This is a genomic window from Herbaspirillum sp. Her3 (assembly GCF_057961275.1).
Genome location: NZ_CM176328.1, coordinates 140,515 through 165,622 on the forward strand (window position 1 = coordinate 140,515; position 25,108 = coordinate 165,622).

Below are 25,108 nucleotides of genomic sequence, written 5' to 3' on the forward strand. Positions count from 1 at the left end.
CATTCTCGAACGCGAACCATCATGACCCAGACTGCCGCTGTCCCAGCTACCTTCACCACGCTCGATTCCCTTCCGCCGCCGTCGGGCACGCCGCCGCGCCTGGTGGCGCGCATCCGCGACGATGCCGAAGCGATTGCCGCCGCGCGCAAGCTGGCCGACGATTTCAGCCGCGAGGCGGCGCTGCGCGACCGCGAACGCAGGTTGCCGTGGGATGAGCTGGATCGCTACGTGCGCTCGGGCTTGTGGGGCATCACCGTGCCCAAGGAATATGGCGGGGCTGGGGTGAGCTATGGCACCCTCGCCGAAGTCATCGCCACCATCTCGGCGGCCGATGGTTCCATCGGACAGATTCCGCAAAACCATTTCTATGCGGTAGAACTGATCCGCGTCAACGGCAGCCAATCGCAGAAGCGCTTCTTCTTCGACCGCGTGCTGCAGGGCGACCGCTTCGGCAATGCCCTGGCCGAACTCGGCACCAAGACTTCGCATGACCGCAAGACCCGCCTGACCCGAAACGAACACGGCCCGGGCTATCGCATCAACGGCCGCAAGTTCTACGCCACCGGTGCGCTCTATGCCGACTGGGTACCGACCTCGGTGATCGATGAAGACGGCGTGCAGCAACTGGCCATCGTGCCGCGCCATGCACCGGGCCTGACCATCATCGATGACTGGTCCGGTTTCGGCCAGCGCACCACCGGCAGCGGCAGTGCCGTTTTCGAGAACGTGCACGTGCCGGCTGATGCCGTGATCGGCTTTGCCACCGCCTTCTCGCGGCCCACGCAGATCGGTCCGATGGCGCAGCTCCAGCACGCTGCCATCGACCTCGGTATCGCGCGGGCCGCCTATGCGGACCTGCTGGCTTTCGTGCGCACGCGCTCGCGTGCCTGGGTCGATAGCGGTGTGGAACGGGCGGGCGATGATCCGCTCACCATCCGCGAAGTGGGCGACCTGACCATTCAACTGCACGCAGCCGAAGCGCTGGTGCGCCGCGCCGGCCGCAAGGTCGATGCCGCTGCCGCCGCTCCCAGCGAGGACAGCATCGCGCAAGCCTCCATCGCCGTGGCCGAGGCCCGCGTGCTGACCACGGAAATCTCGCTGGCGGCCGGCAGCAAGCTGTTCGAGCTGGCCGGTTCGCAATCCACCCTGTCCGAGCACAACCTGGACCGTCATTGGCGCAATGCCCGCACGCATACGCTGCATGATCCGGTGCGCTGGAAATATCACGCCATCGGCAATTACGTCCTGAATGGCAAGAAGCCACCGCGCCACGGCGCGATCTGAGGAGTCCGCATGGCCAAGAAGGAAATCCGCCTCAACGCATTCAACATGAATTGCGTCAGTCACATCAACCACGGCCTGTGGACGCACCCGCGCGACCGCTCGCAGGACTATACCGACATCAGCTACTGGACCGATCTGGCCCGCCTGCTGGAGCGCGGCAAGTTCGACGGACTGTTCCTGGCCGATATCGTCGGTGTCTACGACGTCTACCAGGGCAATACCGACCTGACCCTGCGCGAGACCATCCAGCTGCCCGTGAACGATCCGCTGATGCTGGTCTCGGCCATGGCCGCCGTCACCGAGCACCTGGGCTTTGGTGTCACCGCCAATCTCACCTACGAGGCACCGTTCCTGTTTGCTCGCCGCATGTCGACGCTGGATCATCTGAGCCGCGGCCGCGTCGGCTGGAACATCGTCACCGGTTATCTCGACAGTGCCGCCCGCGCCATGGGCCTGCATGAGCAACTGGAACACGACCAGCGCTACGACCGCGCCGATGAATTCATGGAAGTGGTCTACAAGCTCTGGGAAGGCAGCTGGGAAGACGGCGCCGTACAGCGCGACCGTGCCCGCCGCGTGTATGCGGACCCGGCCAGGGTCCACAAGATCGTCCATCACGGCGACTACTACCACGTCGAAGGCATCCACCTGAGCGAGCCGTCGCGCCAGCGCACGCCGGTGCTGTACCAGGCCGGTTCCTCCGGACGCGGACAAGCCTTCGGCGCGCGCCATGCCGAATGCGTGTTCATCTCCAGCCAGAGCAAGGACGCCACGCGCAAGCTGGTGCAGAGCATCCGTGAGAGGGCGGTACGCGAGGGACGCGATCCGGAGGCCATCAAGATCTTCATGGGCCTGACGGTCGTGACGGGCCGTACCGAACAGGAGGCCCAGGAGCGCTTCCGTGAATATGCCAGTTACGCCAGTCCGGAAGCCGGGCTGGCCCATTTCTCGGCGGGCACCGGCATCGATTTTTCCCGGTTCGACCTGGATGAACCGATCCGCGCGGGCAAGACCAATGCCATCGAATCGCTGGCCAAGGTGGTCACGCAGCCGGAGCTGAACTGGACCAAGCGCAAGCTGCTGCAGCAGCTCGAACTGGGTGGCCGCTACGCCAGCATCGTCGGTGCGCCCGAGCGCATTGCCGATGAACTGGAGAGCTGGGTGGCCGACACCGGCATCGATGGCTACAACCTGACCCGCACGGTCACGCCGGAGAGCTTCGAGGACTTCGTGAACCTGGTCATCCCGGTACTGCAGGAACGCGGTTCCTACAAGCGCGAGTATGCCCCCGGCACGCTACGTGAAAAACTTTTCCGGCGCGCTGCGACCTTGCCGCAAGAGCACGTGGGTGCCGGGTTCCGGGTGGGGGCTGCGGTCGAGCACGCCTGAAGAAATGTTCCTCCAGGCTGCGCGCAGACACATGCGCGCAGCACATAAGCAAAGCGGAAATGATTCCTTCCGCACCGGTTGAGTGGTCGCTACATTGGCCTTTTTTCAACCGGGGAAGACAATGAAATCCATCGCAACGACATGGCTTGGCGGCCTCCTGCTGGCGCTGTTGTCCAGCATTGGCCTGCAGGTGCAAGCGGCTCCCGATCAGGTGATCCGCGTGGGGGTGACCAGCGGGCCGCACGCCCAGATCTTCGAGCAGGCGCGCCGCGTTTTTGAACGCGACAATCCGGGTTACAAAATCAAGATCATCGAGTTCAACGACTACATCCAGCCCAACGCCGCGCTCGATGCCGGCGAGCTCGATGCCAACAGCTACCAGCATCGTCCCTTCCTCAATGCGCAGATCAAGGCGCGCGGCTACAAGCTCTATGCCGAGGGCAAGACCATGATCGGGCCGATGGCGATCTACTCGCGCAAGTACGGCAAGCTGGAAGATGTTCCCGTGGGTGCCAGGATCGGCATTCCCAATGATCCCGCCAATGAAAGCCGTGTACTGTTGCTGTTGCAGAAGCATGGCCTCCTCAAGCTGCGTGCCGGTATCGATCCGCTCACCGGCACCAATGCCACGCCCATCGACATCATCGAGAATCCCAGGAAATGGAAGTTCGTCGAAATCGATGCGGCGCAATTGCCGCGCACGCTCGACGATCTCGATGCCTCCGCCGTCAATGCCGACTATGCTGCCAAGGCCGGCCTCAATCCGGCGCGCGACAGTCTGGTGGTGGAAAGCGGCGACAGCCCCTATGCCTGCCTGATCGCCGTGCGCGAGAAGGATCGTGCGCAACCTTGGCTGGGCAAGCTGGTGCAGGCTTATCAGTCGCCGGAAGTGAAGCGGTATATCGAGACGGAGTTCAAGGGTGGGATATTGGCGGCTTGGTGATCACATCCAGAATTCCCCTTCAATAGGACGAGTTGATGTTATTCGAGTTTTTTTTCGAAATATGAAGAGGAGCTTTTCGTAAAAATCGGAGAAGAAATTTCTATTTTTTGGGCTCCCTAAAAAGAGCTGGTTTACGACTATATGCTCTGCCGATTCTGATAGAGGTATCGGCAAAATGCGTAGATTCTTTGAGCACAAAAATCTTATAAAGGCGCTACTTGGCGCCTGTCTTTTTTTCAGCGTATCCGTATGATCGGTTCGGGTTACCGCTTTCCGCAGAACATCATAGTTTCTGTGGAAACTGCGCTTCTCGAAAAACAAAACTCCCGGTCATCATCCTTCAAATCCCTGCTACTTAGCGTCACGTCTTACAGATCTATTGATCCGGTCGTCTTGTCCGTTACCGGTACTTACAAGTACGGTGCGCCGCGCCATGACAGCGGTGTGACCTACAAAGCTGGAAGCTATCTCCTGCTCAACCCTTCGCTAGGCTTTGCTGTCAACGAGAAGATAAGCCTTACATCGGGTTTGCAGTGGGCCCTTCGCTTTCCAGATCAAATCAACGACATCGAGCAATCTGCTAGACATACACGGTCTGACTTGTTGTTGGGCGTGGCCTATGCGGTTGACCGTGAAAGCATCATTAATCTCTCGCTAAAGTCCAATGTCTCAGGTCGCAATGGGGCCGACCTGCGAGCGGTGTGGATGCACACGTTTCCGTGATCTTGCATCAAATTGTGCCCCAGCTATAAATGGAGAAATCGAAATGAAAAAATGGATTGTCTTATTGATGTTATCGGCTAGCGTCACTACCACCGCGTTTGCGGAAGTGGCGCAGAATGTCGAAACGCCACAACATCTTCAAGTCTCCGAGAGCGAGCTACAAAGTGTCTTTGCAAAGGACGGCAAACAAAAGTTAGATGTTGTTGCGTTGAGCCAAAAGGAAATGCAGGAGACCGAAGGAGCATGGATTTGGATGGCTTATTATTTTGCTCCGGGAGTGAGTTCGGCAGCATATGCTCTGTACAACACATCTGCTTATATGCCGATGTATCACCTTTCGCATTTTGCTAGTAGTTTCTGGCGTAGGTAAATAATACTGTTACGCGATTTGTCGGCAGGCAAATCGCGTATTGGAGCTACTGTGAAATTCATCAAAAACTTTGTCCGCGATTTAAAGAAGGGTGAAATGGGAACCTGCTATTTAGCCATGGACATTTTGGCTGTTGCTGTAGCCGCTTTTCTATTGCTTGCCGCATTGGTGAAAAGAGTTTTGTTCTGATGCTTAAGATAGGAACAGTATGTTTTTTTGCTAGCTTGAGCGTAGCGAACAGCGCTTATGCTGGCTTTGCAATGATGTCCTTGGCTACCGAATTTGCTCCGCTGCCAGTGCGAAGTTGGAAGAGCATGCGCGACGAGAAAATTGTTAAGCAAGCGCTTGATTTCTCCTGCGGTTCAGCTTCTCTGGCCACCCTGCTCAATGGGCAATATGGCGAATCGCTCAGCGAAAATGATTTATTAAAGGCACTCGACCAAGGTGAAAAGAAAGCGAGTTTTAGTGATATGGCGCGTGTTCTTCCGACCTTCGGATACAAGGCGCAGGGCTTTGCTTCAGATTGGAGCCAGTTGTCGCAGCTAAGGATTCCCGTAGTTGTTTATTTGAAGTACAGGGGACAGGACCATTTTTCGGTCATCAGAGGCATTGATTCAACATCCGTGTGGCTTGCCGACTCAAGTTTCGGTAATCGAATATTGAGCAGGAAAGAATTCCTGGATATGTGGTACACACGAGAGACCCTTCGCGACAATGAACCTGAGGGGGGGCCTCAGGGGAAATTCCTCGTGGTCCTCCCGATACAGAAACGGGAAATTGATAGGGAGTATTTTTCGCGCTCGCTACCTAATAGAACCTCTATTTCAGAGCGTCTTCTTTCTATAAGAAATTATCCATAGTCAAAAGAGCATTCAGAGCATATCCGACTAAATATCTATTAGAACCCATTTCATAAATTGGCATGAGTGGGAGCTAGTTCGGTTTGGGCAGAGCGCGTCTCACGCCTATTTATAAAATGGGTTCTAGTGGTGTCGTGATTGATACCTATCTACTCTCACTGAGGAGAGCATGGTTTGGTCTTTCAGGAGAAATGGATCCAAGCGGGTAAAATGCTCGATCCATATAAGTAGTGGCGTACGTGAGCGCCGCATCTTCCTGTGAGTCTCGACGAACATGAGCTACACCCCCAGCCGCCCCATGGGCTACGGCTGTCTGATCCTGAGCATGTCCCTGGTCGGCGCCTACGTCGCGTTGACCAAGCCGCTGGCGGCGCTGCTGCCGGTGTTCCTGCTGGCCTGGCTGCGCTTTGCCATCGGCGCGGTGGCCATGCTGCGCTGGCTGAAAAAGCCCGCTGATGAAAAGCCGCTCTCCACGCAATCGCGCTGGTTGGTCTTTCTCGAATCCTTCCTCGGCAATTTCCTCTTTACGCTGTGCATGATCACGGGCGTGTCGATGACCAATGCGGTCTCGGCCGGCGTGATCATGTCTTCCATCCCGGCCGTGGTGGCGGTGATGAGCTGGGTCTTCCTGAAGGAGCGGATCAGCCTGCGGGTCTGGGGCGCGGTGGCCTGCGGGGCCATCGGCATCGGCCTGCTGTCGCTGGCCAAGGATAGCCATGGCGCCCCGGCAGCCAGCAGTGGCCAGTACGCCTGGCTGGGCAATGTGCTGGTGTTCTGCGCGGTGCTGTGCGAAGCCGCCTATGCGGTCATCGGCAAGAAGCTCACCGCCGTGCTCACGCCCAAGCGCATCAGTGCCGTCATCAACCTGTGGGGATTGTTGCTGATGACGCCCATGGGTTTGTACACTGCGCTGCAATTCAAATTCTCCACCGTCCCGGTCAATATCTGGCTGTTGCTGGTGTTTTATGCACTGGCCGCCAGCGTATGGACCGTGTGGCTGTGGATGACCGGATTGAAGGTGGTGCCGGCCGCGCGTGCCGGTGTCTTTACCGTGATGCTGCCTGTCTCGGCCGCCGTGGTCGGCGTGCTGGCGCTGGGAGAAAGCCTCTCGGCCCTGCAGGCCGGGGCCTTCGCGGTGGCGCTGGCCGGGATGTTCCTGGCCACGCTGCCGGGCCGCACCACCGGACCATCACCGCTGAACTGAGCGAGGACAACATGAATCAAGCCAAACGCCCCTCGGGCAAACCACAACCGGCCGCGTCAAAGAAGGCCGCGCCCAAGCCCCCATCCAAGCCGGCGCCCAAGCCCGCAACCGCAGGTCCGGCCCGTGAGAAGCCCAAGACCCACGTCTCCACCGAAGCGGCGCGGCGGCGCCAGCACCAGGCGCACGCCGCCTCGCAGAGCCTGGACGAAGACGAACTGCGGGTGCAGCAGATGGTGGCGCTGGCCAGTGCCGTAGCCGCCGACGCGCCGGATCGAGCAGGCCGCCGCATCGGCCAGGATGAACTGGAACGCATGGTGCGCAATACCCTGCGCGAGCGCGACGACGATACCCTCTACGAGGCGCTGGAACAATTGCGTTACGACGACCCGCGCGGCCATGCTTTCCTGCGCGAGGTGGTGGAGGAGGGGGCCGACATCATCGTGCTGCGGCGAGGCGAGAAGGAACTCGAAATCAATGCCTTCCTGATCCCGCTATTGGCGCGCACGCGCGGCGGCCTGCGCGAGGACCAGGCGCTGGCCGATGGCGATGCCTTCGACGCCCTGCGCGAGAGCATCCAGAAAGCCGGCCTCGAAAGCGCCAGGGCGCGTGTGGTGCTGGTCCACCATCTCTACCATCCCGAAGAGATCAACGCCTTGAGCTTCAGCGAAGTGGAAGCCATGAACCGCGATGCCTTCGCCTCCCTGACCGACAAGAAGATCCTGAGCGTGCCGGCCATCGAACGCAGCATGCGTGGCTGGCCGGCCAGCCATTTCACCGCTGATGACGAGGCGCTGGAACTGCGCTTCCTGCTGGGTTTTTCCTTGAAGGACGTGGACGATCCCTTCTATGCGATTCCCCGGGAGGAAGCCGCTGCCGATGCCTACTTCGAGGCGCGTGCGCAGCGCTTCCGCCAGTGGAGCGAAGAGATCACGCCGCTGATGCAGCAATGCCTGACTGGTCAATCGGGAGCGGCGTCGCAGTGCCAGTTGCACTTCCTGTACCAGGACCTGTTCCACGGTGCCAAGCACACTGGCAACGGCGAGTACCGTACCTTGCAGATGCTCTCCGAACTGGAAGCCGGGCTGGAGCAGGCCGGTGCGCAGGCGGCGCAAGCCACTGCCTTCCTGGCCCTGCTGGAGGAGGATGAAGACAGCACCCTGCACGTGGTGCTGCGCGGTGCCCAGGGTGAACTGGCGCGCTCGGTCCATCTGGTCGATGGTGATCTGCAGGCGGTGCTGCTGGATGCAGCCGATGCCGTGGCCTCGCTGGGCGTGGCCGGCCTGCGCCTGGCTGACGGCTTCGATGCCGATGGATTGCCGCTGCGTGAGCGCGACTTTCCGAGCTAGTCCAGCAGTGCTTGCAGGCTCACGCCGGTAGGCTGGCAACGGAAATACAGTTCCACCTGCATCGGACGCCAGCCACGGATGAGCTGGCGCAGATCGGCGTGCATCTGCTGCTTGCCGCAGAAGGCGTTGGCCTTTTCGCGGGCCGCCGAGGTCAGGGCGGGAATGGACATGGTGTAGCTCACGCCGGTGGCCGAGACCATGTACAGGTCGTCGCGTCCGGCGCTGACTTCGCTGAAGTTGGCGCAGCCGCCCAGTGCCGCAGCGCTGAGGCAGGCGGCCACCAGGCTGCCGCGGCGGCGGCGATGATGAAGTTGAATGCGCATGAGATCCCCCGTTGTGCTCGTTACGCGTGCGTGCCATGCGCAGCCCGCAAAATTGCCCGGCGGCATCAACACGACAAGCCAAGCCTACGCGTGGCCTTGGTGCGGGTGGGAGGGGCTTACGCGCTTTTACCGTGATGCTGTTGCTGTAAAAAAATCTTCAAAAAGACTCGCAGAGACAAGGTTTCTGTTAATTTTCGTACAGCTGAGTCAGGGGGTGAGGTGGTCCGGGGCAGCGTAAAACATTTCCTGCCGGCTGAGAGGCAGCGCCATGGCGCTTTCCCGGGATGGGATTTGCCTGGGCGGCAGGCTTGCGGCTGGGCTAAAATCGGCGGCGCTGTCCGGCCATTGCCGGGCGCCCAAACGTGCGCAACGCTGCCGACCACCGGGCAGCGGCGCCGTCCGCCAACATCAGGGAGAACCAAGAATGACCAACCGTCGCAGTTTCATCACCGGCATGGCCGGCCTGGCCGCCGCCACTGCCATCCCCAACGTTTTCGCGCAGGCCGCCGCTGCGACCGGCTCGACCGAACCGACCCTGGCCCGCGTGCAACGTACCAAGACCCTGCGCATCGGTGCCGTGCGCGGCGCCGCACCGTACTACAACAAGGACCTGGCCAGCGGCGAGTGGGGCGGTTTCATGATCGATTTCGCCAAGAGCCTGGCTGCCAGCCTGAACGTGAAGCTGGACATCACCGAGACCACCTGGGGCAATTCGGTGCTGGACCTGCAGACGCACAAGATCGACCTGTTCTTCGGCATGAACCCGACCCCGGCGCGCCGCGAGGTGATCAATTTTTCCGAGCCGCTGTTCCTGAATGCCTTCACGGTGGTCTCCAAGAAGGAGTTCAAGACCTGGGCCGACCTGAACAAGCCGGAAGTGAAGATCGCGGTGGACATCGGTTCCTCGCACGACCAGATGATCACCCGCGTCTGCCCCAATGCCACCATCGTGCGCCTGGAAAAGGCCGACGACGCCACCCTGGCGCTGCAGACCGGCCGCGTCGATGCGCAGGTGCTGGTGTGGCTGCTGGCCCTGAACGTGCTCAAGAAGAATCCCTCGCTGGGCAAGATGACCGTCCCGCAGCCGCTGGAAGCGACCTCCACCAACATCGGCGTGCCCAAGGAAGAGGACAAGGCCTGGGTCGAGACCATCAACAAGTGGATCGCCGCCGAACGCGCCGCCGGCAAGATCAAGCCGACCGTGCTGGGCAACCTGCAGAAGCTCTCCGGTGTGAAGCCGGAAGATGTGCCGGCGCAGATTCCGCTGTGATGCCGCGCGGCCTGGTCTGACTGGCCGCAGACGTAGCAAAGAAAAACCCGCACAGAACTTCCGGCGCGGGTTTTTTATTTGTGAGTCGGTGGGGGCTTCAGCGCGGTCGTCTTAGGGCCTGTTCACATTAAATCTGCGAGTGCGAGAGGTCGCCAAGCGTTGACTGCCTAGGCGCGGCGACGCGCCGTAGCGGTGCTACGGCAAGGAGCTGCAACAACGGCAGGCGACGCTTGGCGGCCTCTCCCGGAGGGTTGCCCCCAGAAGGCGCGCTGGCCGCGTTGCACGTCAGGGCTGGTGGCACCGCCACCAGCCCTGACGTGCGCCTTGCCACCACGCCTTCTGGGGGCAACGCATCTCGCAGATTTAATGTGAACAGGCCCTAGTTGTTCAGCAAGCGCATGCCTGCAGTACGGGCGGCATCGCGGTCGAAGGTCAGCGTATCGCTGCATCCGGCCTGGTAACCACAGCGTTCGATCAGGCAATCGGCGAATCCCGCTGTCGATTCTGCAAAACGGTGGAGCGCCTGCAGCGCGCTTTCGGTGTTTTCCACAACGATTTCTCGGGCCAGCAGGAGGCCTTGCAGAATGCGGACCAGCTCCGTTTTCCTCAGCTTGTAGGCGCCTTGCAGTACCCATACCAGTTCCGCCAGGGCGACCAGTGAGAGAAAGCCCTGATGTTCCTGGCTCAAGGATTCGATCAGCACAGTCGCCTGTGCCGATTGCTGCGGATGGTCTTGGGCAAAGTAGCGTGCCAGCACATTGGTGTCCAATCCGATCATTGCGAGTCCCCACCCTGCCCGGCAATGGCGCGCTCCATCTCCTCAAGCGAGACGGGAAGTGCTGGAGTTTCCACAACGCCCTTGAGCGCACGGATCGATGTTGAAGGCATGCAGGGAGTTCCAGGCGCAGGTAACTGCTGATGCGCTTCAGTCTGTTTGCGACTGCCGCCAGTGTGGTAACTCATGGCACCCATACACATCAGCTCCGAGATCTGCAACCCCAGCTTGCGCGCCTTGGCGGCGATGACTTTCTTCTCGTACAAAGTGGCCTCGACCACGATCGTTTCAACGGCAGCAGTACGCATGACTGACCTCCATGACAGGGAAAGGAAGAACCGCGAACTTGCCTGATGCCATGCCCGAAGTCGAGGCCAAGGCAGATTTTTGCTGGACGGTCTCGACTTTTTGCGGCAAGGACGGCCAACGCAACACGGGATGAGACAAGCGTCTCACCATCCCCCCATGCTGCGCCGCAGGACAACTCGCCGCGCACGCTGTGCTACAACGTCACGCATCGCTTCATCATCGTCTTCACGCAGTGTCGACTCTGTAAGGAGTTCCCATGCCCTACGTTGCGAAAGTCAGCCATCTCGAACGCGTGCGCCGCCTGCTCGAAGGCCGGCCCGACGCCGCCGCCAGTCCCTACCTGCAACGGCTGAGCTCGTCCTACCTGCGCTCGCTGGACCAGCATCACCTCGACCCGGCCGACATGAGCGGACCGCGCGTGCTGAGCTCGGGCGAATTGCGCGAAGTGCAGCAGGGTGAGGAGGATTTCCTGCGGGCGTCCGGGCAATGCCTGTCGGTGTTGCACCAGACCGTGCGCGAGGCCGATTACTGCGTCATGCTCACCAATGCCGGTGGCACCACCATCGACTACCGCGTCGACCGTGACCGCCGCCAGGATTTCAAGCGCGCCGGTCTCTACCTCGGCTCCTGCTGGTCCGAGGATGAGGAAGGTACCTGCGGTGTGGCTGCCGTGCTGCAGGACGCCCTGCCCATCACGGTGCACAAGAGCGATCACTTCCGTGCCGCCTTCACCACGCTGACCTGCAGTGCCGCGCCGATCTTCTCGCCCTCGGGCGACCTGATCGGCGTGCTCGATGCCTCGGCGATCCGCTCGCCGGATGCGCGCGACAGCCAGAACCTGGTCAATCGCATCGTCCAGCAAAGCGCCACCCTGATCGAGGACGGCTACTTCCTCAACGCCATGGCCTGCGCCTGGGTGCTGCTGATGCATCGCAGCCGCCACTACGTGGAAGCCCAGCCGGAAATCCTGATCGCCTTCGATGCCCTGGGCAACATCATCGCCGCCAACCGCCGTGCGCGCGAATGCATCCCCGGACTGCAGCAGTTGCCGCGCCCCTTGGGCGAGATCTTCGACCTGCACTTCGAACGCCTGCTCGACAGCCGCGCCCTGCAGGAATTGCACCTGCTGCGCCTGCAGGGCGGTGCCACGCTCTACGGCCGTGTAAGGGCACCGGTATCGCGTGCCGTCAGGCCGGCACGCGCGCATGCAACCGTGGCGACACCCGCCGCGCACGACGCATCGGCCAGCACCATCGCGGCCGATGAACGCCAGGAGCGCGACCAGATCGTGGCCGCGCTGACCGAATGCAAATGGCGTGCCCCGCACGCCGCCCGGTTGCTCGGCATGTCACGCGCCACGCTGTACCGGCGCATGGCGCGCTACCGCATCCTGCCGCCGCACCGACGTTAGCGGCGCAGGCCTGACCCCAGGCAGCCATAGAGCTGCCAACCCCCATCCAACCACGATATCTAGAACCCATTTCATAAATAGGCGTGAGATGCGTTCTGCCCAGAAAGGGCGCTGGCAAGGCGCGCGACGCGTCGTGTGGCGGTGCCACACGCAAGGAGCGCAACGCGGCCAGCGCCCTTTCTGGGCAGAACCCGGAGGGAGCGGCCCGTTTGGGCGAATTGCTGCGTTACGAATTTGGGTCAAGACGTCCAGTCTTGACCCAAATTCGCGCCTTGCACTTCATCCCAAACGGGACTCGCTCGCACTCACGCCTATTGATGAAATGGGTTCTATTGTCGAGATAGAGGAGACTTGTCATGCCCGAAGAAAATGCCAGCCAGTCCATTGCGCATACGCTGGATGCCCTGCAAGCCGCATTGCACGCAGGCCATGCCGCCCGCGCCGCCGCCCTGTTCGAGGAAGACGGTTACTGGCGCGACCTGATCGCCTTCACCTGGAACATCAAGACCCTTGAGGGCCGCGCCCAGATCAGCGCCATGCTGCAAGCCCAATTGCCACACACGGGATCAATCCAGCTGCGCCTCGACCCCGACGAGACCCCCGCGCAAGCCGATGGCGTGACCCAGGGCTGGATCCTGCTGGAGACCGCCATCGCGCGCGGCAAGGGTTATATCCGCCTGCGCGAGGGCAAGATATGGACGTTGCTGACCACGGCCGCCGAACTGAAGGGCCACGAGGAACCCAAGGGCGTGAACCGCCCGCGCGGGGCGGTCCATGGCGTGCATACCGATCGCCGCACCTGGAAGGAGGAGCGCCAAGCCGAGGCGCGCGAACTGGGCACGACGCAGCAACCCTATTGCCTCATCATCGGCGGCGGCCAGGGCGGCATTGCGCTCGGTGCGCGGCTGCGCCAGCTGGGCGTGCCCACCATCATCATCGAACGCAACGAGCGCGCCGGCGACAGCTGGCGCAAGCGCTACAAGTCCCTGTGCCTGCATGATCCGGTCTGGTACGACCATCTGCCCTACATTCCCTTCCCCGAGAACTGGCCGGTATTCGCGCCCAAGGACAAGATCGGCGACTGGCTGGAGATGTATGCCAAGGTGATGGAGCTGAACTACTGGGGTTCCACCCTCTGCAAGTCCGCCCGTTTCGACGAGGCCACGCAGAAGTGGATTGTGGTGGTCGAGCGCGAGGGCAGGGAAGTGGTGCTGCAGCCGACCCAGCTGGTGCTGGCCACGGGCATGTCGGGCAAGCCCAATGTGCCGAAGTTTCCGGGGGCGGAAAATTTCCGGGGCGAGCAGCATCATTCCTCGCGCCATCCCGGTCCCGATGGCTATCGCGGCAAGAAGGTGGTGGTGGTCGGCTCCAACAATTCGGCCCACGACATCTGCGCTGCCTTGTGGGAAAACGGCGTGGACGTGACCATGCTGCAGCGTTCGTCCACCCATATCGTCAAGTCCGATTCCCTGATGGAACTGGCGCTGGGTGATCTCTATTCCGAACGCGCCGTGGCCAGCGGCCTCACCACCGCCAAGGCCGACCTGCTGTTCGCCTCGATTCCCTACAAGGTCTTGCCGGCCATGCAGAAGCAGGTCTTCGACAAGATCCGCGAACGTGATGCGGACTTCTACAAGCGCCTGGAAGAGGCCGGCTTCCTGCTCGATTTCGGTGATGACGATTCAGGACTCTTCATGAAATATCTGCGGCGCGGGTCCGGCTACTACATCGACGTGGGCGCTTCCGAGTTGATTGCCGAGGGCAAGATCCGCTTGAAGAGCGGCGTCGATGTGAAGGAGATTCGCGCCCATTCCATCGTGCTGTCGGATGGCACCGAATTACCGGCAGATGTCATCGTCTATGCCACCGGTTACGGTTCGATGAATGGCTGGGCGGCCGACCTGATCTCGCGGGAGGTGGCCGACAAGGTGGGCAAGTGCTGGGGCCTGGGATCGGCCACCACCAAGGATCCGGGGCCGTGGGAGGGCGAGCAGCGCAACATGTGGAAGCCCACGCAGCAGCAGGCGCTGTGGTTCCACGGTGGCAACCTGCACCAGTCGCGTCATTACTCGCTGTACCTGGCGCTGCAACTGAAGGCGCGCATGGAAGGTATCCCCACGCCGGTGTATGGCTTGCAGGAGGTGCATCACCTGCAGTGACAGGCCATCGCCGTCACCACCAATGAAAATGGCGCGCAGATTTCTCTGCGCGCCATTTTTCTTCAGGTAGCAGCCTTGCGGTTGCAGCGATCAGGCATTGAAGCGTGCCAGGAAAGCCTGCGTCGCCGCTTCCTGCGGATTGTCGATGACCTGCGAGGGCGGTCCGGCTTCGACCACCACGCCATCACGCATGAAGACCACCTGGTCCGCCACTTCCCGGGCGAAGGCGATTTCGTGCGTGACCAGGATCATGGTCATGCCATCGGCGGCCAGGCTACGGATGACGTTGAGGACTTCGCCCACCAGTTCCGGGTCCAGTGCCGAGGTGGCTTCGTCGAACAGCATCACGTCCGGCTGCATGGCCAGCGCGCGGGCGATGGCGACGCGCTGCTTCTGACCGCCGGAGAGCTTTTGCGGATACATGTCGGCGCGGTCGGCCAGGCCCACCTTCTGCAGCAGGGCAATGGCCTGGGCGCGGGCTTCGGCCTTGGGCGTGCGCAGCACGGTGACCATGCCTTCCATCACGTTTTCCAGCGCGGTCATGTGCGGGAACAGGTTGAAGTGCTGGAACACCATGCCGGTGCGTGCGCGAAACGCGGCCAGTTCGCGGTCCTTGGGCAGGCGCGAGCTGCGTCCGTGGAATTCGAAATGGCGCTCGCCGATGCGCACCGTGCCCTGGTCAGGAACGGTCAGCAGGTTCAGGCAGCGCAGCAGGGTCGACTTGCCCGAGCCGGAGGGGCCGATCATGGCCACCACACTGCCCTTGGGTACGGCAATGGAAATGTCCTTGAGCACCACGTGCTCGCCAAAGGCCTTCTTGAGATTGCTGATCTGGATCATCGCGTTGGCGGTCTGGTTGTTCATCGTGTGCTCCTTATCCATGCTGGACCGACAGGCGGTTTTCCAGGCGCTTGGCCCAGATGGTCGCCGGCAGCAGGATCACGAAATAGATCACCGCCACCAGGGTGTAGATTTCCAGCGGACGATAGGTTTCGTGGGCGATGATCTGGCCCTGGTAAAGCAGGTCGGGCACGGCCAGCACCGACAGCAGCGAGGTGTTCTTCAACTGCATGATGGACTGGTTCACCAGCGGCGGCGTCATGCGCTTGAAGGCCTGTGGCAGGATCACGCGCTTCATCAGCTGGAATCGCGTCATGCCCAGTGCCCAGCCGGCTTCGGACTGGCCCACGTCGATGGAGACGATACCACCGCGAATGATCTCGGAATAGAAGGCCCCGCCATAGAGTGCCAGCGAGAGCATGGCCGCCGTGCCGGCCGACATCTCGATGCCCAGCAGCACCGGCAGCGCATAGTAGAACCACACCAGCTGCACCAGTACCGGTGTGCAGCGGAATACTTCGACGAAAGCGCGCAGCGGGCCGGAGATCAAGGGATTGGCCGACAGCCGGCCCAGGCCCACCAGCAATCCGACCAGCAGGCCGAGGGCGATGCAGGCGATGGTGTAGCTGAGCGTGTAGACGAAGCCGATTCCTATGATGCTCCTGAATTGCCAGAGCGAGCCGAAGTCCCATTGATACATCTGCGTTTTTCCTTGATAGCCAATCTCATGAGCCCGGGAGGGCAGGGGTGTTGCAGTGCATGCACGAACCATGCCCTGCTCACCCAGGGCAAAGCGAGCCTGGTTCTGGAAGGGAGTGGGACAGGGGAAGAATTGCCCGCGCGCCGGCCGGAACGGGCGCTGCGGCATGCCGCGAACCCGAGCATTGTAATGGAGACGCTTTGAGCACGCACTGAACAAAATTTCAGCTCATCGGCTGGGAAAGCCCCATGGCAGCGGGCTTTGGCTAAAATGGCGGATTGCGCAAGTGAAGTCTTTAACCAAATTCCCGGTAAGCGGGAACGCGCCGTCTTCTCTCTTGGATCATGAGCCCTTCGTCCTCTGCATCTGCCACCGCCGCTACCGCTGCCGTTCCCGGTCATGGCCGTTCCATCCTCGTCACCGGAGCCGCGCGCGGTATCGGCGCAGCGGTGGCTACCACCGTGGCCGCACCGGATGTCGCCCTGGTCCTGCATGCCCGCAGTGAATCCCCCGAGCTGCAGGCAGTGGCGCAGCAGTGCCGCGAGCGGGGTGCGCGCTGTACGCTGGCGCTGGGCGACATGGCCGATCCGCATACCGCCGCGCACTTGCGCGACACCGCGCTGACGCACTACGGACGGCTCGATGCCGTGGTGGCCAATGCCGGCTTTGCCGACCGCAAGCGCATCGGCGAGCTCGATGAGGCGGACTGGTCGCGTTCGCTGGAGGCCTTGCTGAGCGGGTTCTTCCGCCTGGTGACGGCCTGCCGCGAACCCTTGCAGGCCAGCGGCCAGGGCCGCGTGGTGGCGGTGAGTTCCTTCGTGGCGCACGTGTTCCGCCTGGGGGAGTCGGGCTTTCCGGCGTCGGCCGCGGCCAAGGCGGGCATCGAGGCGCTGGTCAAGTCGCTGGCGGTGCAGGTGGCACCGGCCGGGGTGACGGTCAACGCGGTGGCGCCCGGCTACGTTCAGAAAAGCGACCCGGCCAGGTCCGCCATCGATCCGGCTGCGTGGCAGGCGGCGCTGGCGCGCATTCCCCTGCAGCGCCTGGGGCAGCCGCAGGAGATCGCCAACGTGATCGCCTTCCTCCTGAGTCCGGCCGCTTCCTACGTCACCGGGCAGGTGTGGCATGTGGACGGCGGACTGACCCTGTAACCAAAAAAAGATTTAAACCGTTTATATCATTTACCATTTTTCGGGAAGCTGAAACAACACCATGCGCATCATCGTGCTGGGCGCCGGCATCGTCGGCGTCACCACTGCTTATTTTCTCCGCGAGCGCGGCCATGAGGTGGTCGTGGTGGAGCGCCGCGCCGAGGTCGCTGCCGAGACCAGCGTCGGCAATGCCGGCCACGTCTGCCCCTCCTATGCCACCCCTTGGGCGGCGCCGGGCATGCCGGCCAAGTCGCTGAAGTGGTCGCTGCAGAGCTGGCTGGGGATCGAGGCGGCGCTGCGCTTCACGCCGCGCCTGGATGCGCATCAGTGGAAGTGGCTCAAGACTTTCCTGGCGCAATGCACGCCCGAGCGCTACGCCGTCAACAAGGCCCGCATGGGCCGCCTGGCGCGCTACAGCCACGGCCAGTTGAAGCAGATCCGCGAGCGGCTGGATATCCGTTATGAACAGACCACCGGCGGCAACCTGCAACTGTTCCGTACCCAGGAAGGGCTGGACAACGCCGGCTTGTCCACCAAGGTGCTGGCCGAAGCCGGGGTGCCGTTCGAGCTGCTGGATGCGGCCGGCTGCGTGGCCTTCGATCCCGGCCTGCATGCGGCACGTCATGAGCTCAAGGGTGGCCTGCTGCTGCCCATGGACGAGACCGGCAATTGCCCGCTCTTCGCGCGTGCGCTGGCGGCCTGGCTGCAGGCGCATGGGGTGGAGTTCCACTTGTCCACCGAGGTCGAGGCCATCGAGGTAGCAGGGGGCCAGGTCAGCGGCTTGCGCACCAAGGCCGGCACCTTGCGTGCCGATGCCTACGTGGTCGCCTGCGCCAGTGCCTCGGTGCCCATGCTCAAACCGCTCGGGCTGGATCTGCCGATCTATCCGGTCAAGGGCTATGCCATCACCGTGCCGGTGGCCGACCCCAAGAGCGCGCCGCGCAGCGGGGTCATGGACGAGTACTACAAGGTTGCCATCACCCGCATGGGCAACCATATCCGCGCCGCAGGCACCGCCGAGATCGGCAGTTGGGATACGCGCGTCACGCCCCGCGATTGCGCCACCGCCCTGAAGTCGCTGAAGAATCTTTATCCACAGGGCGCCGACCTGGCCAAGGTGGAGTACTGGGCCGGGCTGCGGCCGATGACACCGGATGGCGCACCACTCATCGGCGCCACCCGCTATGCCAATCTGTGGCTCAACGCCGGCCATGGTTCCAATGGCTGGACCACGGCCTGCGGCTCCTCGGCCATCATCGCCGACAAGATCTCGGGCACGGCCAGCGCCATCGAGAGCGCTGACCTGGAGCCGCAACGGTCGTTCTGAGTGCGGTGAGCCTGATCAGCGATCGAACAGCGCATCCACGTTGGCGCCATTGCTGAAGGTGCTCACCGCCCAGCCGGCGGGAGTCTTGTAGAAGATGAACATCCAGGGAATCGCCTGGCGTTCGGTCTTCTCGATATAGGTGAGCTTGAGCAGCGATTCGCCCACCTTCTCCGAGCGGATGAATTCGTAACCGACCGAATTGCCGACCAGCGCTTCGATGGCCGAGCGTGCGCTGCGGGCACCGGTGCGTGCGCTCTCGAAGGCGCGGATGTCCACCAGCGAATACGGCGAGAGCAGGCCATAGGCATCATCGGTGTGGCCGGCACCGGCCTGGGCCATCACCTTGTCGGCCAGGGCGCGTACTTCGGTTTCGGACTTGAGGGTGTCGGCCTGTGCGGCCTGCAGCAGGCCCCCCAGGGCCAGGGTGGCCAGCAGGGCGCGGACGGTGGGAGCGGGCATGGAAGACTCCTTGCAAAACGGACCAGGCGGCTATTGTGCCAGTACTGGCTGCGATGTTGCGCAAGCTGATCGCGGCAGCCCGCCACGGGGATTTGTACACAGCTGTTAAGGATGTGCAGTGTTGTCGTAAATCAAGGTAAAACGGCCGTGCTGCGCAAATACGCGCCGCTATGATGGCAGCCTGTGATCCGTGCCACCTGCTTGACGCGGGGACCATGCCAACGGATTGCGCCCGGGGAGAGCATCATGCGCACCATCATCATCGTCACCTTGCTGGCTTCAACGCTGTCGGGCTGCGTCGTCACGTCCGGCAATCTGCTGGTCGACAGCGTGGGCCTGGTCGGCTCCACTGCCTCCAGCGTACGCGCGATGACGCCCAGCTCAGTCCTCAATCCCGTGGTCTACAGCAAGGACCCGATCCATGAAGTCTGCATCGAGTGGAATGGATCGGTGGCCCTGAGCGACTTCGTGCCCGGCCTGCAGGGCGAGTTGCAAAAGCATGGCGTACAAAGCCGGGTCTACGATGCCGGCACCCAGGCACTGGCCTGCCCGGTGACGCTGAGCTATACGGGCTACGTCAAGTGGGATACCAAGGTCTTCAGCGATGGCTACACCCCCTATCTCACCTATGCCTCGCTGACCCTGCGCCGCGAGGGCCGCGTGCTGGGTACGGCGCAATACAAGATGGGCACCTTCGGCTCGGACAAGTGGTCCACCGTGGGTGACAAGCTGGCCCCGCTGGTGGATGCGCTGTTCCCCGGCAACCCGGTGGTGGCCGACGGCGCGGGCGGGCCTCCGCCGCAATGAACGCAATGAAAAACGGCAAGCATCGCGCTTGCCGTTGTCTTTTGTAGCTCCCCGCCAGCGGGCGGGGGAGCGCTTTACCGCTTACCAGATGGTCAGCAGGCGGCGGAAGAAGCCGCCATCGGTGTTGGCGTCGGCCACGGCGCCGCCGCCGACCTGTTCCAGTCGCGCGTCAGCGACGTTGGCCGAATCCACCACGCCACCCACGATGTCACGCTTGCGCACCACGCCCGAGAAGCGCAGGGTGTTGGCATTGCCATTGATGCCGATGCGCTTTTCGCCGGCCACCACCAGGTTGCGGTTGGGCAGCACTTCGACGATGGAGACCATCAGCGTGCCGGTCATGGTGTTGGTATTGCTGCTGTCGCCGGAACCCTTGAAGGTATTGCTGCCGTTAGCCGAATAGTCGGCGGTATAGAGCGGCGAGAACAGCCCGCCCAGCGGCGCGCTGGTGCCCGGTCCCTTCTGCGTGAGCGTGCTGGCGCGGCTGTTGTTGGTGGCCGCCTTGTTGCTGCTGCTGAGGGATTCGGAGATGTTGATCTTGATGATGTCGCCCACGTTGTAGGTGGTCGGCTCTTCAAACAGCTGGGCGCTGGAGACGCGGAAGATGGCGCCGTTGTTTTCCACGTTGGCCACCGGATAGGCCGGCCGCACGCTGGTGGGCCCGGCCACCATGGGATCCGGGCTGCTGCAGGCCGATAGCAAGATGGCCAGTGCGCTGGCGCCGGCAAGGCGATACTGGTATGTCATGGCAATCCCCCGATGGCGGCCGGGCTGGATGCCCGGCACGTGCCGCCGCCCCTGTTGCATGCTGCAAGCACGCGCGGGCGACGCGTGCAGCGATGATGGTGGCAGGGCGTGTAAGCAGCGGTTAGGCCGATGTAAAGTGCGGCAAACAATCATCAACGGCAGTTAATGATGTAAAGACCCTGCCATGTCGGCCCTGCTGCACCATCACGCCATCATTAAGCTGCCGTGAATGGTGGGTGAGATGGCATTTAGCCTGGCTTAATGCTGACGGACCAGCAAATCCTGAGCCTGTTTTGACGCGGGCTTGACGCGGGCTTGACGCGGGCTTGACGCGGGTCTGGCGCCGGTGCCCCGGCGCTTTTCCGGGCATAATGGCGCCACCCCCAACTCAGCGGTCTCGCCCGGCGTGACCGCACTCCATCATGGCAACAGACAAGAACCAGGCCGCGACCAACTCCGAGGCGGCGGCTCCGAGCGTGCATGACCAGCTGGTATCGGCCCGCATCCGCCAGCGTATCAAGGCGGCCGGCGTGCGTTTCCACGCCAACGACAATATCGCGGCCTTCATCAGGGAAGGCGAACTGGAACAATTGCAGGCCGAGGTGCAGTCCAAGCTGGCTGCCGTGCTGGAGAGCCTGGTGATCGACGTCGAGAGCGACCACAATACCCAGGACACCGCCAAGCGCGTGGCCAAGATGTACCTGAACGAAGTCTTCAAGGGCCGCTACCAGGCGCCGCCTCCGGTGACCGAGTTTCCCAACATCGAGCGCCTGAACGAGCTGATGATCGTCGGCCCCATCACGGTACGCAGCGCCTGCTCGCACCACCTGTGCCCGATCATGGGCAAGGTCTGGGTGGGCGTGATGCCCAATGAGCATTCCAACCTGATCGGCCTGTCCAAGTATGCGCGCCTGCTGGAATGGATCATGAGCCGCCCGCAGATCCAGGAGGAAGCGGTCTCCCAGGCGGCCGACCTGCTGATGCAGAAGCTGCAGCCCGATGGCCTGGCCATCGTCATGGAAGCCGATCACTTCTGCATGCACTGGCGTGGCGTCAAGGATGTGGATTCGAAGATGATCAACAGCGTCATGCGCGGCTCCTTCCTGCGTGACGCCAACCTGCGCCGGGAATTCCTGGCACTGATTTCTCAACGTCAACGAGGTTAATCATGCTGGTTCGTCTGATCTATGCAAGCCGCGCACGCGAGAGCATCACCCACGAGACCATCGAGGCCATCCTGGCTGCCTCGCGCCAGCGCAATCCGCAGCAGGGCATCACCGGCGTGCTGTGCTACAGCGATACCATCTTCGTGCAGGTGCTCGAGGGCGGGCGCGATCAGGTCAATCGCCTCTATGGCCGCCTGCTGCGCGATGAGCGCCACCAGGAGGTGATCCTGCTGGCCTACGAATCCATCGATGAGCGCCAGTATTCGTCCTGGACCATGGGCAAGATCCGGCTGGACAAGATCAACCGTTCGCTGCTGCTGAAATATTCGTCCACCGGCGAACTCAATCCCTATGATGTTTCCAGCTGCTCCACGGTGGCGCTGCTCAACGAGCTGGCCTCGACGGCGGCCTTTGCCCAGCGGGACTGATGGCACGCATCGGCCTTGCCTGAGCGAGACGACAACGGCGCCCTGCGGCGCCGTTTTTTTTTCGTGCTCGCCTAGAGAAGGTCGATGCCGGGTGGTTGGCGGATGCCCCACTTGGCCGGATCGGCATAGGCCACGATCTTGTCGGTACTGTGGGAGAGATCGATGATTTCCGGTTTCAGCGGCATGCGGCTGGTGGTCGAGTAGAACAGTTTCACGCGGGGCGTGAGCAGATGGTCGGCACGCTGGTCGACCACCACGCCCAGGCGGCCTGATTGCAGGATCACGCAGGAGCCGGTCGGGTAGATGCCGATGGCCTTGACGAAGGCCTCCATGGTGACCGGATCGAAGTGGCCGGAACTGGTGGCCATGTGGCGGATCGAGCGGGCCGGGTCCCAGCCGGCCTTGTAGGGACGGTTCGAGGTGATGGCGTCATAGACGTCGCACACCGCGCCCATCTTGGCCATGATGGAAATACCGTCGGCCTTCAGGTTGAAGGGATATCCGGTGCCGTCGATCTTTTCGTGATGATGCAGCGAGACATCCAGCGCCGCGTCGCCAATGCCATCGATCTGCCTGAGGATGCCGTGGCCGTGCACGGTGTGCAAGCGCACCGAGGCGAATTCCTCATCGGTCAGTTTGGCCGGCTTGTTGAGGATGTCCAGTGGCACGGCCATCTTGCCCACGTCGTGCAGCAGCCCGGCCATGCCGGCCTGCCGGGTTTGGTCCGGCGTCATGTCCAGCTGGTGGGCCAGCGAGATCATCATGGCGCACACCGCGACCGAATGCAGATAGGTGTAGTCGTCGGCGGTCTTCAGGCGCGCCAGGCTGATGAGCGCATCGGCATTGCGCGCCACCGAGGAAGTGATCTCGCTCACCAGGTCGGCGGCGTCCTTGATGTCGATGGCCTTGCCCATGCGCGCTTCGGAAAACATGGTCAGCACGGTGGACTTGGACGACGCGATGATGTGCGCGGCACGCTCGCGCTCCACCGCAGTCTCGGTGCGGGTGGCGGGCTTGCGCACGGCCACCGGGGGGGTGGGGGAGAGCTCCACGCCAGGATGGGGCTGGCCGTCTTCGCTGCTCTCTTCATGCTCGGGCGCGATGTCGCGGCCCTTGGCGGTGTCGATGGTGACTTCTTCCACCGGACACTCGCGCAGGGTTTGCAGCTCTTCGAGCGTGTCGATCTTGAAGGATTTGCGCCAGAACGGGTGATTGATCCATCCGCCCGGGATGGAGTGCACATACATGCCCAAACGCAATTGGGCCAAGGCGATGGATTTCAACATATCGAATTCAGGCTGGACCTGTCGCTGGTGAGCTTACTGAACGCGGTTCGATTTCCTGGATGAAATTGAAATGGACGCCTGTTTGCTTGATGGATGACATGCAGTGGCAACCTGTGCAACTGACTCAACTGCCGGATCCATCGTAATGGAAGGGTATCAGCTTATGCGCCTTGCTCGTCGTGCGCGCAAGGAAATTTACCTTTTTTACTACTGAAGTTTTGCGCGGGAAAAATGTTTGAAGAGAGGATGTCAGAAAAACTGACGAAATGCTGAAAAAGGCAGCCACCGCCTGAGAATCCGGCCGGTGGCCTCTGTGAGGAATGGTGATAAAAACTTATTTTTTCAACGGTGGGGCATAGGGATTGCTGGTGAGCAAACGCAGGAAGCTGGCAATGCAGGCCACCCCGGCAAATGCCGCACCGAAACCGAGGGCGAAACGCGATCCTTGGGTCTCGGACAGGTTGAAGCACAGCGCCACCAGTGCCGCGCCCACACTCTGGCCCAGCAGGCGAGCCGTGGCCACGATGCCGGAAGCGCCGCCACTGCGATGCGGCGGGGCGCTGGTCATCAGCGCCTTGAGATTGGGCGACTGGAAGAAACCGAAACCCATGCCACAGAGCAGCATGCGCCAGCTGATTTCCCACACGCTGGGCGCGGCCGGCATGAAGGTCATCGACAGCAGGCCCGCGCACAGCAGCGCCAGGCCGACACCGCCCAGGATGCCGACGGGATAGCGGTCCGACAGGCGCCCGGCAATCGGTGCCATGATGGCCACGGCGACCGGCCAGGGTGTCATCAACAGGCCGATCTCGACCTGGCTGCGGCCCAGGTCATGGTGGAAGAAAAAGGGCAGCGAAACGAAGGCCAGGCCTTGTGCCGCAAAGGAACAGACTGCAGTGATGGCCGAGAGCGTGAACATGGGATGGCGGAACAGGTCCACCGGCAGCATCGGTGCCGGATGCGACAGTTCGCGCCTGAGCAGGAACAGCCCGCAGACGATGGCGGCGGCCAGTTCCAGTCCGACCACGCTGGCTTCGGCGCGGTGTGCGCCTTCGCCGATGGCCAGGATCAGCAGGCCGAAGGCGGCGGCGTTGAGTACGGCGCTGCGCAAATCGAAGGCGTGCGAAGACAGGGCGGTGTGCGGCAGCGAGGGCAGGGCCAGGATCACGGCGGCCACGCCCAGCGGTACGTTCACCGCAAAGAGCCACGGCCAGGGCGCGATGGCGAGGATGCCGGAAGCCACCGACGGGCCGACCGTGAAGGCGATGGCCACGATCAGGGTATTCAAGCCCACGCCGCGTCCCAGCGAGCGGGTCGGATAGATGAAGCGGATCAGCGCGGTGTTCACGCTCATGATGCCGGCCCCGCCCAGACCCTGCAGGAAGCGCGCCATCACCAGTGTGGGCAGCGACCACGCCACCGCGCACAGCAGCGAGGCGGCCGTGAAGAGCACCAGTCCCCAGATGTAGATGCGGCGATAGCCGACAATCTCGCCCAGCGCCGCCAACGGCAGCAGCGCGACCATCATCGCCAGTTGATAGGCGGTGACGATCCAGACCGAGGCGGCCGGTGTGGTATTGAGGTCCAGCGCCATGGCGGGCAGGGCGGTATTGGCGATGGCGGTATCGAGCGTGGCCAGGCCGACCGCGATGCCCAGGGCCAGGATGGCGCGGCCGCGTTGCTCGGGCGGCAAGCCCTCGCCGGCGATGACGATGTGATGGGAAGGATTGGAAGCGCCGGGGGAGGAAGGCTGCGAAGACATGGGGTTGTTGGGTTCTGGCGATGCAGGCAGGCCGCCGGTGGCGCCGCCGCTTGTTGTCGTTGGGATCATGGA

26 protein-coding genes are annotated in these 25,108 nt (G+C 62.4%); 17 read left to right on the top strand and 9 right to left on the bottom strand.

Going from position 1 to position 25,108, the window contains the following annotated elements; all coding sequences use genetic code 11:
- Positions 1-21: 21 nt before the first annotated feature.
- The 9 genes from ACVC5H_RS00615 (at position 22) to ACVC5H_RS00655 (ending at position 8,119) form a co-directional block, all read left to right on the top strand.
- Positions 22-1,284: an SfnB family sulfur acquisition oxidoreductase gene (locus tag ACVC5H_RS00615; RefSeq protein WP_489620505.1), complete on the top strand. Its 1,263-nt coding sequence runs from the start codon at positions 22-24 to the stop codon at positions 1,282-1,284.
- Positions 1,285-1,293: 9 nt separating this feature from the next.
- Positions 1,294-2,673 (top strand): LLM class flavin-dependent oxidoreductase, encoded by a 1,380-nt coding sequence (locus ACVC5H_RS00620; RefSeq protein ID WP_489620506.1) that lies wholly within the window; start codon positions 1,294-1,296, stop codon positions 2,671-2,673.
- Between the two features lie 121 nt (positions 2,674-2,794).
- Positions 2,795-3,616, top strand: coding sequence for a MetQ/NlpA family ABC transporter substrate-binding protein (locus ACVC5H_RS00625; protein WP_489620507.1), 822 nt, complete (start codon positions 2,795-2,797; stop codon positions 3,614-3,616).
- 249 nt (positions 3,617-3,865) lie between these two features.
- A complete protein-coding gene (locus ACVC5H_RS00630) occupies positions 3,866-4,339 on the top strand; it encodes a hypothetical protein (protein ID WP_489620508.1) in 474 nt (157 codons plus the stop codon).
- 43 nt (positions 4,340-4,382) lie between these two features.
- On the top strand, positions 4,383-4,709 hold the full coding sequence (locus ACVC5H_RS00635) for a hypothetical protein (RefSeq protein ID WP_489620509.1): 327 nt from the start codon (positions 4,383-4,385) through the stop codon (positions 4,707-4,709).
- Between the two features lie 51 nt (positions 4,710-4,760).
- Positions 4,761-4,898, top strand: coding sequence for a hypothetical protein (locus tag ACVC5H_RS00640; RefSeq protein WP_489620510.1), 138 nt, complete (start codon positions 4,761-4,763; stop codon positions 4,896-4,898).
- 125 nt (positions 4,899-5,023) lie between these two features.
- The gene (locus tag ACVC5H_RS00645; RefSeq protein WP_489620511.1) at positions 5,024-5,569 is read left to right on the top strand and encodes a C39 family peptidase; all 546 of its coding nucleotides are present in this window, start codon (positions 5,024-5,026) and stop codon (positions 5,567-5,569) included.
- A gap of 274 nt (positions 5,570-5,843) precedes the next feature.
- A complete protein-coding gene (locus ACVC5H_RS00650; protein ID WP_489620512.1) occupies positions 5,844-6,773 on the top strand; it encodes a DMT family transporter in 930 nt (309 codons plus the stop codon).
- 11 nt (positions 6,774-6,784) lie between these two features.
- Positions 6,785-8,119: a DUF2863 family protein gene (locus ACVC5H_RS00655; RefSeq protein WP_489620513.1), complete on the top strand. Its 1,335-nt coding sequence runs from the start codon at positions 6,785-6,787 to the stop codon at positions 8,117-8,119.
- Here ACVC5H_RS00655 and ACVC5H_RS00660 read toward each other — a convergent pair.
- Positions 8,116-8,442, bottom strand: coding sequence for a hypothetical protein (locus tag ACVC5H_RS00660; RefSeq protein ID WP_489620514.1), 327 nt, complete (start codon positions 8,440-8,442; stop codon positions 8,116-8,118). The genes ACVC5H_RS00655 and ACVC5H_RS00660 overlap by 4 nt on opposite strands.
- A gap of 424 nt (positions 8,443-8,866) precedes the next feature.
- Between ACVC5H_RS00660 and ACVC5H_RS00665 the strand changes: the two genes are divergently transcribed.
- Entirely contained in the window at positions 8,867-9,712 is an 846-nt protein-coding gene (locus ACVC5H_RS00665) for a transporter substrate-binding domain-containing protein (RefSeq protein ID WP_489620515.1), read from the top strand.
- Positions 9,713-10,091: 379 nt separating this feature from the next.
- Here the strand turns inward: ACVC5H_RS00665 and ACVC5H_RS00670 are convergent, their stop codons facing one another.
- Together ACVC5H_RS00670 and ACVC5H_RS00675 are read right to left on the bottom strand one after the other, a co-directional pair.
- A complete protein-coding gene (locus ACVC5H_RS00670) occupies positions 10,092-10,490 on the bottom strand; it encodes a type II toxin-antitoxin system VapC family toxin (RefSeq protein ID WP_489620516.1) in 399 nt (132 codons plus the stop codon).
- Positions 10,487-10,795, bottom strand: coding sequence for a hypothetical protein (locus ACVC5H_RS00675; RefSeq protein WP_489620517.1), 309 nt, complete (start codon positions 10,793-10,795; stop codon positions 10,487-10,489). Before ACVC5H_RS00675 ends, ACVC5H_RS00670 begins: the two co-directional genes overlap by 4 nt.
- Positions 10,796-11,052: 257 nt before the next feature.
- On the opposite strand from ACVC5H_RS00675, the gene ACVC5H_RS00680 reads away from it, so the two are divergent.
- Positions 11,053-12,207: a sigma-54-dependent Fis family transcriptional regulator gene (locus tag ACVC5H_RS00680; RefSeq protein ID WP_489620518.1), complete on the top strand. Its 1,155-nt coding sequence runs from the start codon at positions 11,053-11,055 to the stop codon at positions 12,205-12,207.
- A gap of 356 nt (positions 12,208-12,563) precedes the next feature.
- On the top strand, positions 12,564-14,366 hold the full coding sequence (locus ACVC5H_RS00685; protein ID WP_489620519.1) for a flavin-containing monooxygenase: 1,803 nt from the start codon (positions 12,564-12,566) through the stop codon (positions 14,364-14,366).
- Between the two features lie 90 nt (positions 14,367-14,456).
- Here the strand turns inward: ACVC5H_RS00685 and ACVC5H_RS00690 are convergent, their stop codons facing one another.
- Entirely contained in the window at positions 14,457-15,230 is a 774-nt protein-coding gene (locus ACVC5H_RS00690; RefSeq protein WP_489620520.1) for an amino acid ABC transporter ATP-binding protein, read from the bottom strand.
- Positions 15,231-15,240: 10 nt separating this feature from the next.
- A complete protein-coding gene (locus tag ACVC5H_RS00695) occupies positions 15,241-15,906 on the bottom strand; it encodes an amino acid ABC transporter permease (RefSeq protein ID WP_489620521.1) in 666 nt (221 codons plus the stop codon).
- A 344-nt stretch (positions 15,907-16,250) separates the two neighbouring features.
- On the opposite strand from ACVC5H_RS00695, the gene ACVC5H_RS00700 reads away from it, so the two are divergent.
- On the top strand, positions 16,251-17,054 hold the full coding sequence (locus ACVC5H_RS00700) for an SDR family NAD(P)-dependent oxidoreductase (RefSeq protein ID WP_489620522.1): 804 nt from the start codon (positions 16,251-16,253) through the stop codon (positions 17,052-17,054).
- Positions 17,055-17,115: 61 nt separating this feature from the next.
- On the top strand, positions 17,116-18,381 hold the full coding sequence (locus ACVC5H_RS00705) for a D-amino acid dehydrogenase (RefSeq protein WP_489620523.1): 1,266 nt from the start codon (positions 17,116-17,118) through the stop codon (positions 18,379-18,381).
- 15 nt (positions 18,382-18,396) lie between these two features.
- On the opposite strand, the gene ACVC5H_RS00710 is transcribed toward ACVC5H_RS00705, so the two are convergent.
- Complete coding sequence (locus ACVC5H_RS00710) at positions 18,397-18,840, bottom strand: hypothetical protein (protein ID WP_489620524.1); 444 nt, start codon at positions 18,838-18,840, stop codon at positions 18,397-18,399.
- Between the two features lie 246 nt (positions 18,841-19,086).
- Between ACVC5H_RS00710 and ACVC5H_RS00715 the strand changes: the two genes are divergently transcribed.
- Positions 19,087-19,647: a cell division protein FtsI gene (locus tag ACVC5H_RS00715; RefSeq protein WP_489620525.1), complete on the top strand. Its 561-nt coding sequence runs from the start codon at positions 19,087-19,089 to the stop codon at positions 19,645-19,647.
- Positions 19,648-19,728: 81 nt separating this feature from the next.
- Here the strand turns inward: ACVC5H_RS00715 and ACVC5H_RS00720 are convergent, their stop codons facing one another.
- On the bottom strand, positions 19,729-20,394 hold the full coding sequence (locus ACVC5H_RS00720; RefSeq protein ID WP_489620526.1) for a flagellar basal body L-ring protein FlgH: 666 nt from the start codon (positions 20,392-20,394) through the stop codon (positions 19,729-19,731).
- A gap of 422 nt (positions 20,395-20,816) precedes the next feature.
- On the opposite strand from ACVC5H_RS00720, the gene folE reads away from it, so the two are divergent.
- Both folE and ACVC5H_RS00730 read left to right on the top strand, forming a co-directional pair.
- Entirely contained in the window at positions 20,817-21,560 is a 744-nt protein-coding gene (folE, locus tag ACVC5H_RS00725; RefSeq protein ID WP_489620527.1) for a GTP cyclohydrolase I, read from the top strand.
- A 2-nt stretch (positions 21,561-21,562) separates the two neighbouring features.
- Positions 21,563-21,988 carry a BLUF domain-containing protein gene (locus tag ACVC5H_RS00730; protein WP_489620528.1) on the top strand — a complete coding sequence of 142 codons (426 nt, stop codon included), beginning with the start codon at positions 21,563-21,565 and terminating at the stop codon, positions 21,986-21,988.
- A gap of 71 nt (positions 21,989-22,059) precedes the next feature.
- Here ACVC5H_RS00730 and ACVC5H_RS00735 read toward each other — a convergent pair whose 3' ends face one another.
- Both ACVC5H_RS00735 and ACVC5H_RS00740 read right to left on the bottom strand, forming a co-directional pair.
- Positions 22,060-23,274 (bottom strand): cyclic di-GMP phosphodiesterase, encoded by a 1,215-nt coding sequence (locus ACVC5H_RS00735; RefSeq protein ID WP_489620529.1) that lies wholly within the window; start codon positions 23,272-23,274, stop codon positions 22,060-22,062.
- A gap of 334 nt (positions 23,275-23,608) precedes the next feature.
- Positions 23,609-25,036, bottom strand: coding sequence for an MFS transporter (locus ACVC5H_RS00740; RefSeq protein ID WP_489620530.1), 1,428 nt, complete (start codon positions 25,034-25,036; stop codon positions 23,609-23,611).
- Between the last annotated feature and the right edge of the window lie 72 nt (positions 25,037-25,108).

Excerpts from the sequence above, each read along its gene's own strand:
- ACVC5H_RS00710 (WP_489620524.1), bottom strand. The coding sequence starts at position 18,840 with ATGCCCGCTCCCACCGTCCGCGCCCTGCTGGCCACCCTGGCCCTGGGG.
- ACVC5H_RS00735 (WP_489620529.1), bottom strand. The coding sequence starts at position 23,274 with ATGTTGAAATCCATCGCCTTGGCCCAATTGCGTTTGGGCATGTATGTG.
- folE (WP_489620527.1), top strand. The coding sequence starts at position 20,817 with ATGGCAACAGACAAGAACCAGGCCGCGACCAACTCCGAGGCGGCGGCT.
- ACVC5H_RS00665 (WP_489620515.1), top strand. The coding sequence starts at position 8,867 with ATGACCAACCGTCGCAGTTTCATCACCGGCATGGCCGGCCTGGCCGCC.
- ACVC5H_RS00700 (WP_489620522.1), top strand. The coding sequence starts at position 16,251 with ATGAGCCCTTCGTCCTCTGCATCTGCCACCGCCGCTACCGCTGCCGTT.
- ACVC5H_RS00635 (WP_489620509.1), top strand. The coding sequence starts at position 4,383 with ATGAAAAAATGGATTGTCTTATTGATGTTATCGGCTAGCGTCACTACC.
- ACVC5H_RS00630 (WP_489620508.1), top strand. The coding sequence starts at position 3,866 with ATGATCGGTTCGGGTTACCGCTTTCCGCAGAACATCATAGTTTCTGTG.
- ACVC5H_RS00695 (WP_489620521.1), bottom strand. The coding sequence starts at position 15,906 with ATGTATCAATGGGACTTCGGCTCGCTCTGGCAATTCAGGAGCATCATA.
- ACVC5H_RS00675 (WP_489620517.1), bottom strand. The coding sequence starts at position 10,795 with ATGCGTACTGCTGCCGTTGAAACGATCGTGGTCGAGGCCACTTTGTAC.
- ACVC5H_RS00670 (WP_489620516.1), bottom strand. The coding sequence starts at position 10,490 with ATGATCGGATTGGACACCAATGTGCTGGCACGCTACTTTGCCCAAGAC.
- ACVC5H_RS00680 (WP_489620518.1), top strand. The coding sequence starts at position 11,053 with ATGCCCTACGTTGCGAAAGTCAGCCATCTCGAACGCGTGCGCCGCCTG.
- ACVC5H_RS00740 (WP_489620530.1), bottom strand. The coding sequence starts at position 25,036 with ATGTCTTCGCAGCCTTCCTCCCCCGGCGCTTCCAATCCTTCCCATCAC.
- ACVC5H_RS00690 (WP_489620520.1), bottom strand. The coding sequence starts at position 15,230 with ATGAACAACCAGACCGCCAACGCGATGATCCAGATCAGCAATCTCAAG.
- ACVC5H_RS00660 (WP_489620514.1), bottom strand. The coding sequence starts at position 8,442 with ATGCGCATTCAACTTCATCATCGCCGCCGCCGCGGCAGCCTGGTGGCC.
- ACVC5H_RS00650 (WP_489620512.1), top strand. The coding sequence starts at position 5,844 with ATGAGCTACACCCCCAGCCGCCCCATGGGCTACGGCTGTCTGATCCTG.
- ACVC5H_RS00625 (WP_489620507.1), top strand. The coding sequence starts at position 2,795 with ATGAAATCCATCGCAACGACATGGCTTGGCGGCCTCCTGCTGGCGCTG.
- ACVC5H_RS00620 (WP_489620506.1), top strand. The coding sequence starts at position 1,294 with ATGGCCAAGAAGGAAATCCGCCTCAACGCATTCAACATGAATTGCGTC.
- ACVC5H_RS00685 (WP_489620519.1), top strand. The coding sequence starts at position 12,564 with ATGCCCGAAGAAAATGCCAGCCAGTCCATTGCGCATACGCTGGATGCC.
- ACVC5H_RS00615 (WP_489620505.1), top strand. The coding sequence starts at position 22 with ATGACCCAGACTGCCGCTGTCCCAGCTACCTTCACCACGCTCGATTCC.
- ACVC5H_RS00715 (WP_489620525.1), top strand. The coding sequence starts at position 19,087 with ATGCGCACCATCATCATCGTCACCTTGCTGGCTTCAACGCTGTCGGGC.
- ACVC5H_RS00655 (WP_489620513.1), top strand. The coding sequence starts at position 6,785 with ATGAATCAAGCCAAACGCCCCTCGGGCAAACCACAACCGGCCGCGTCA.
- ACVC5H_RS00645 (WP_489620511.1), top strand. The coding sequence starts at position 5,024 with ATGCGCGACGAGAAAATTGTTAAGCAAGCGCTTGATTTCTCCTGCGGT.
- ACVC5H_RS00705 (WP_489620523.1), top strand. The coding sequence starts at position 17,116 with ATGCGCATCATCGTGCTGGGCGCCGGCATCGTCGGCGTCACCACTGCT.
- ACVC5H_RS00720 (WP_489620526.1), bottom strand. The coding sequence starts at position 20,394 with ATGACATACCAGTATCGCCTTGCCGGCGCCAGCGCACTGGCCATCTTG.
- ACVC5H_RS00730 (WP_489620528.1), top strand. The coding sequence starts at position 21,563 with ATGCTGGTTCGTCTGATCTATGCAAGCCGCGCACGCGAGAGCATCACC.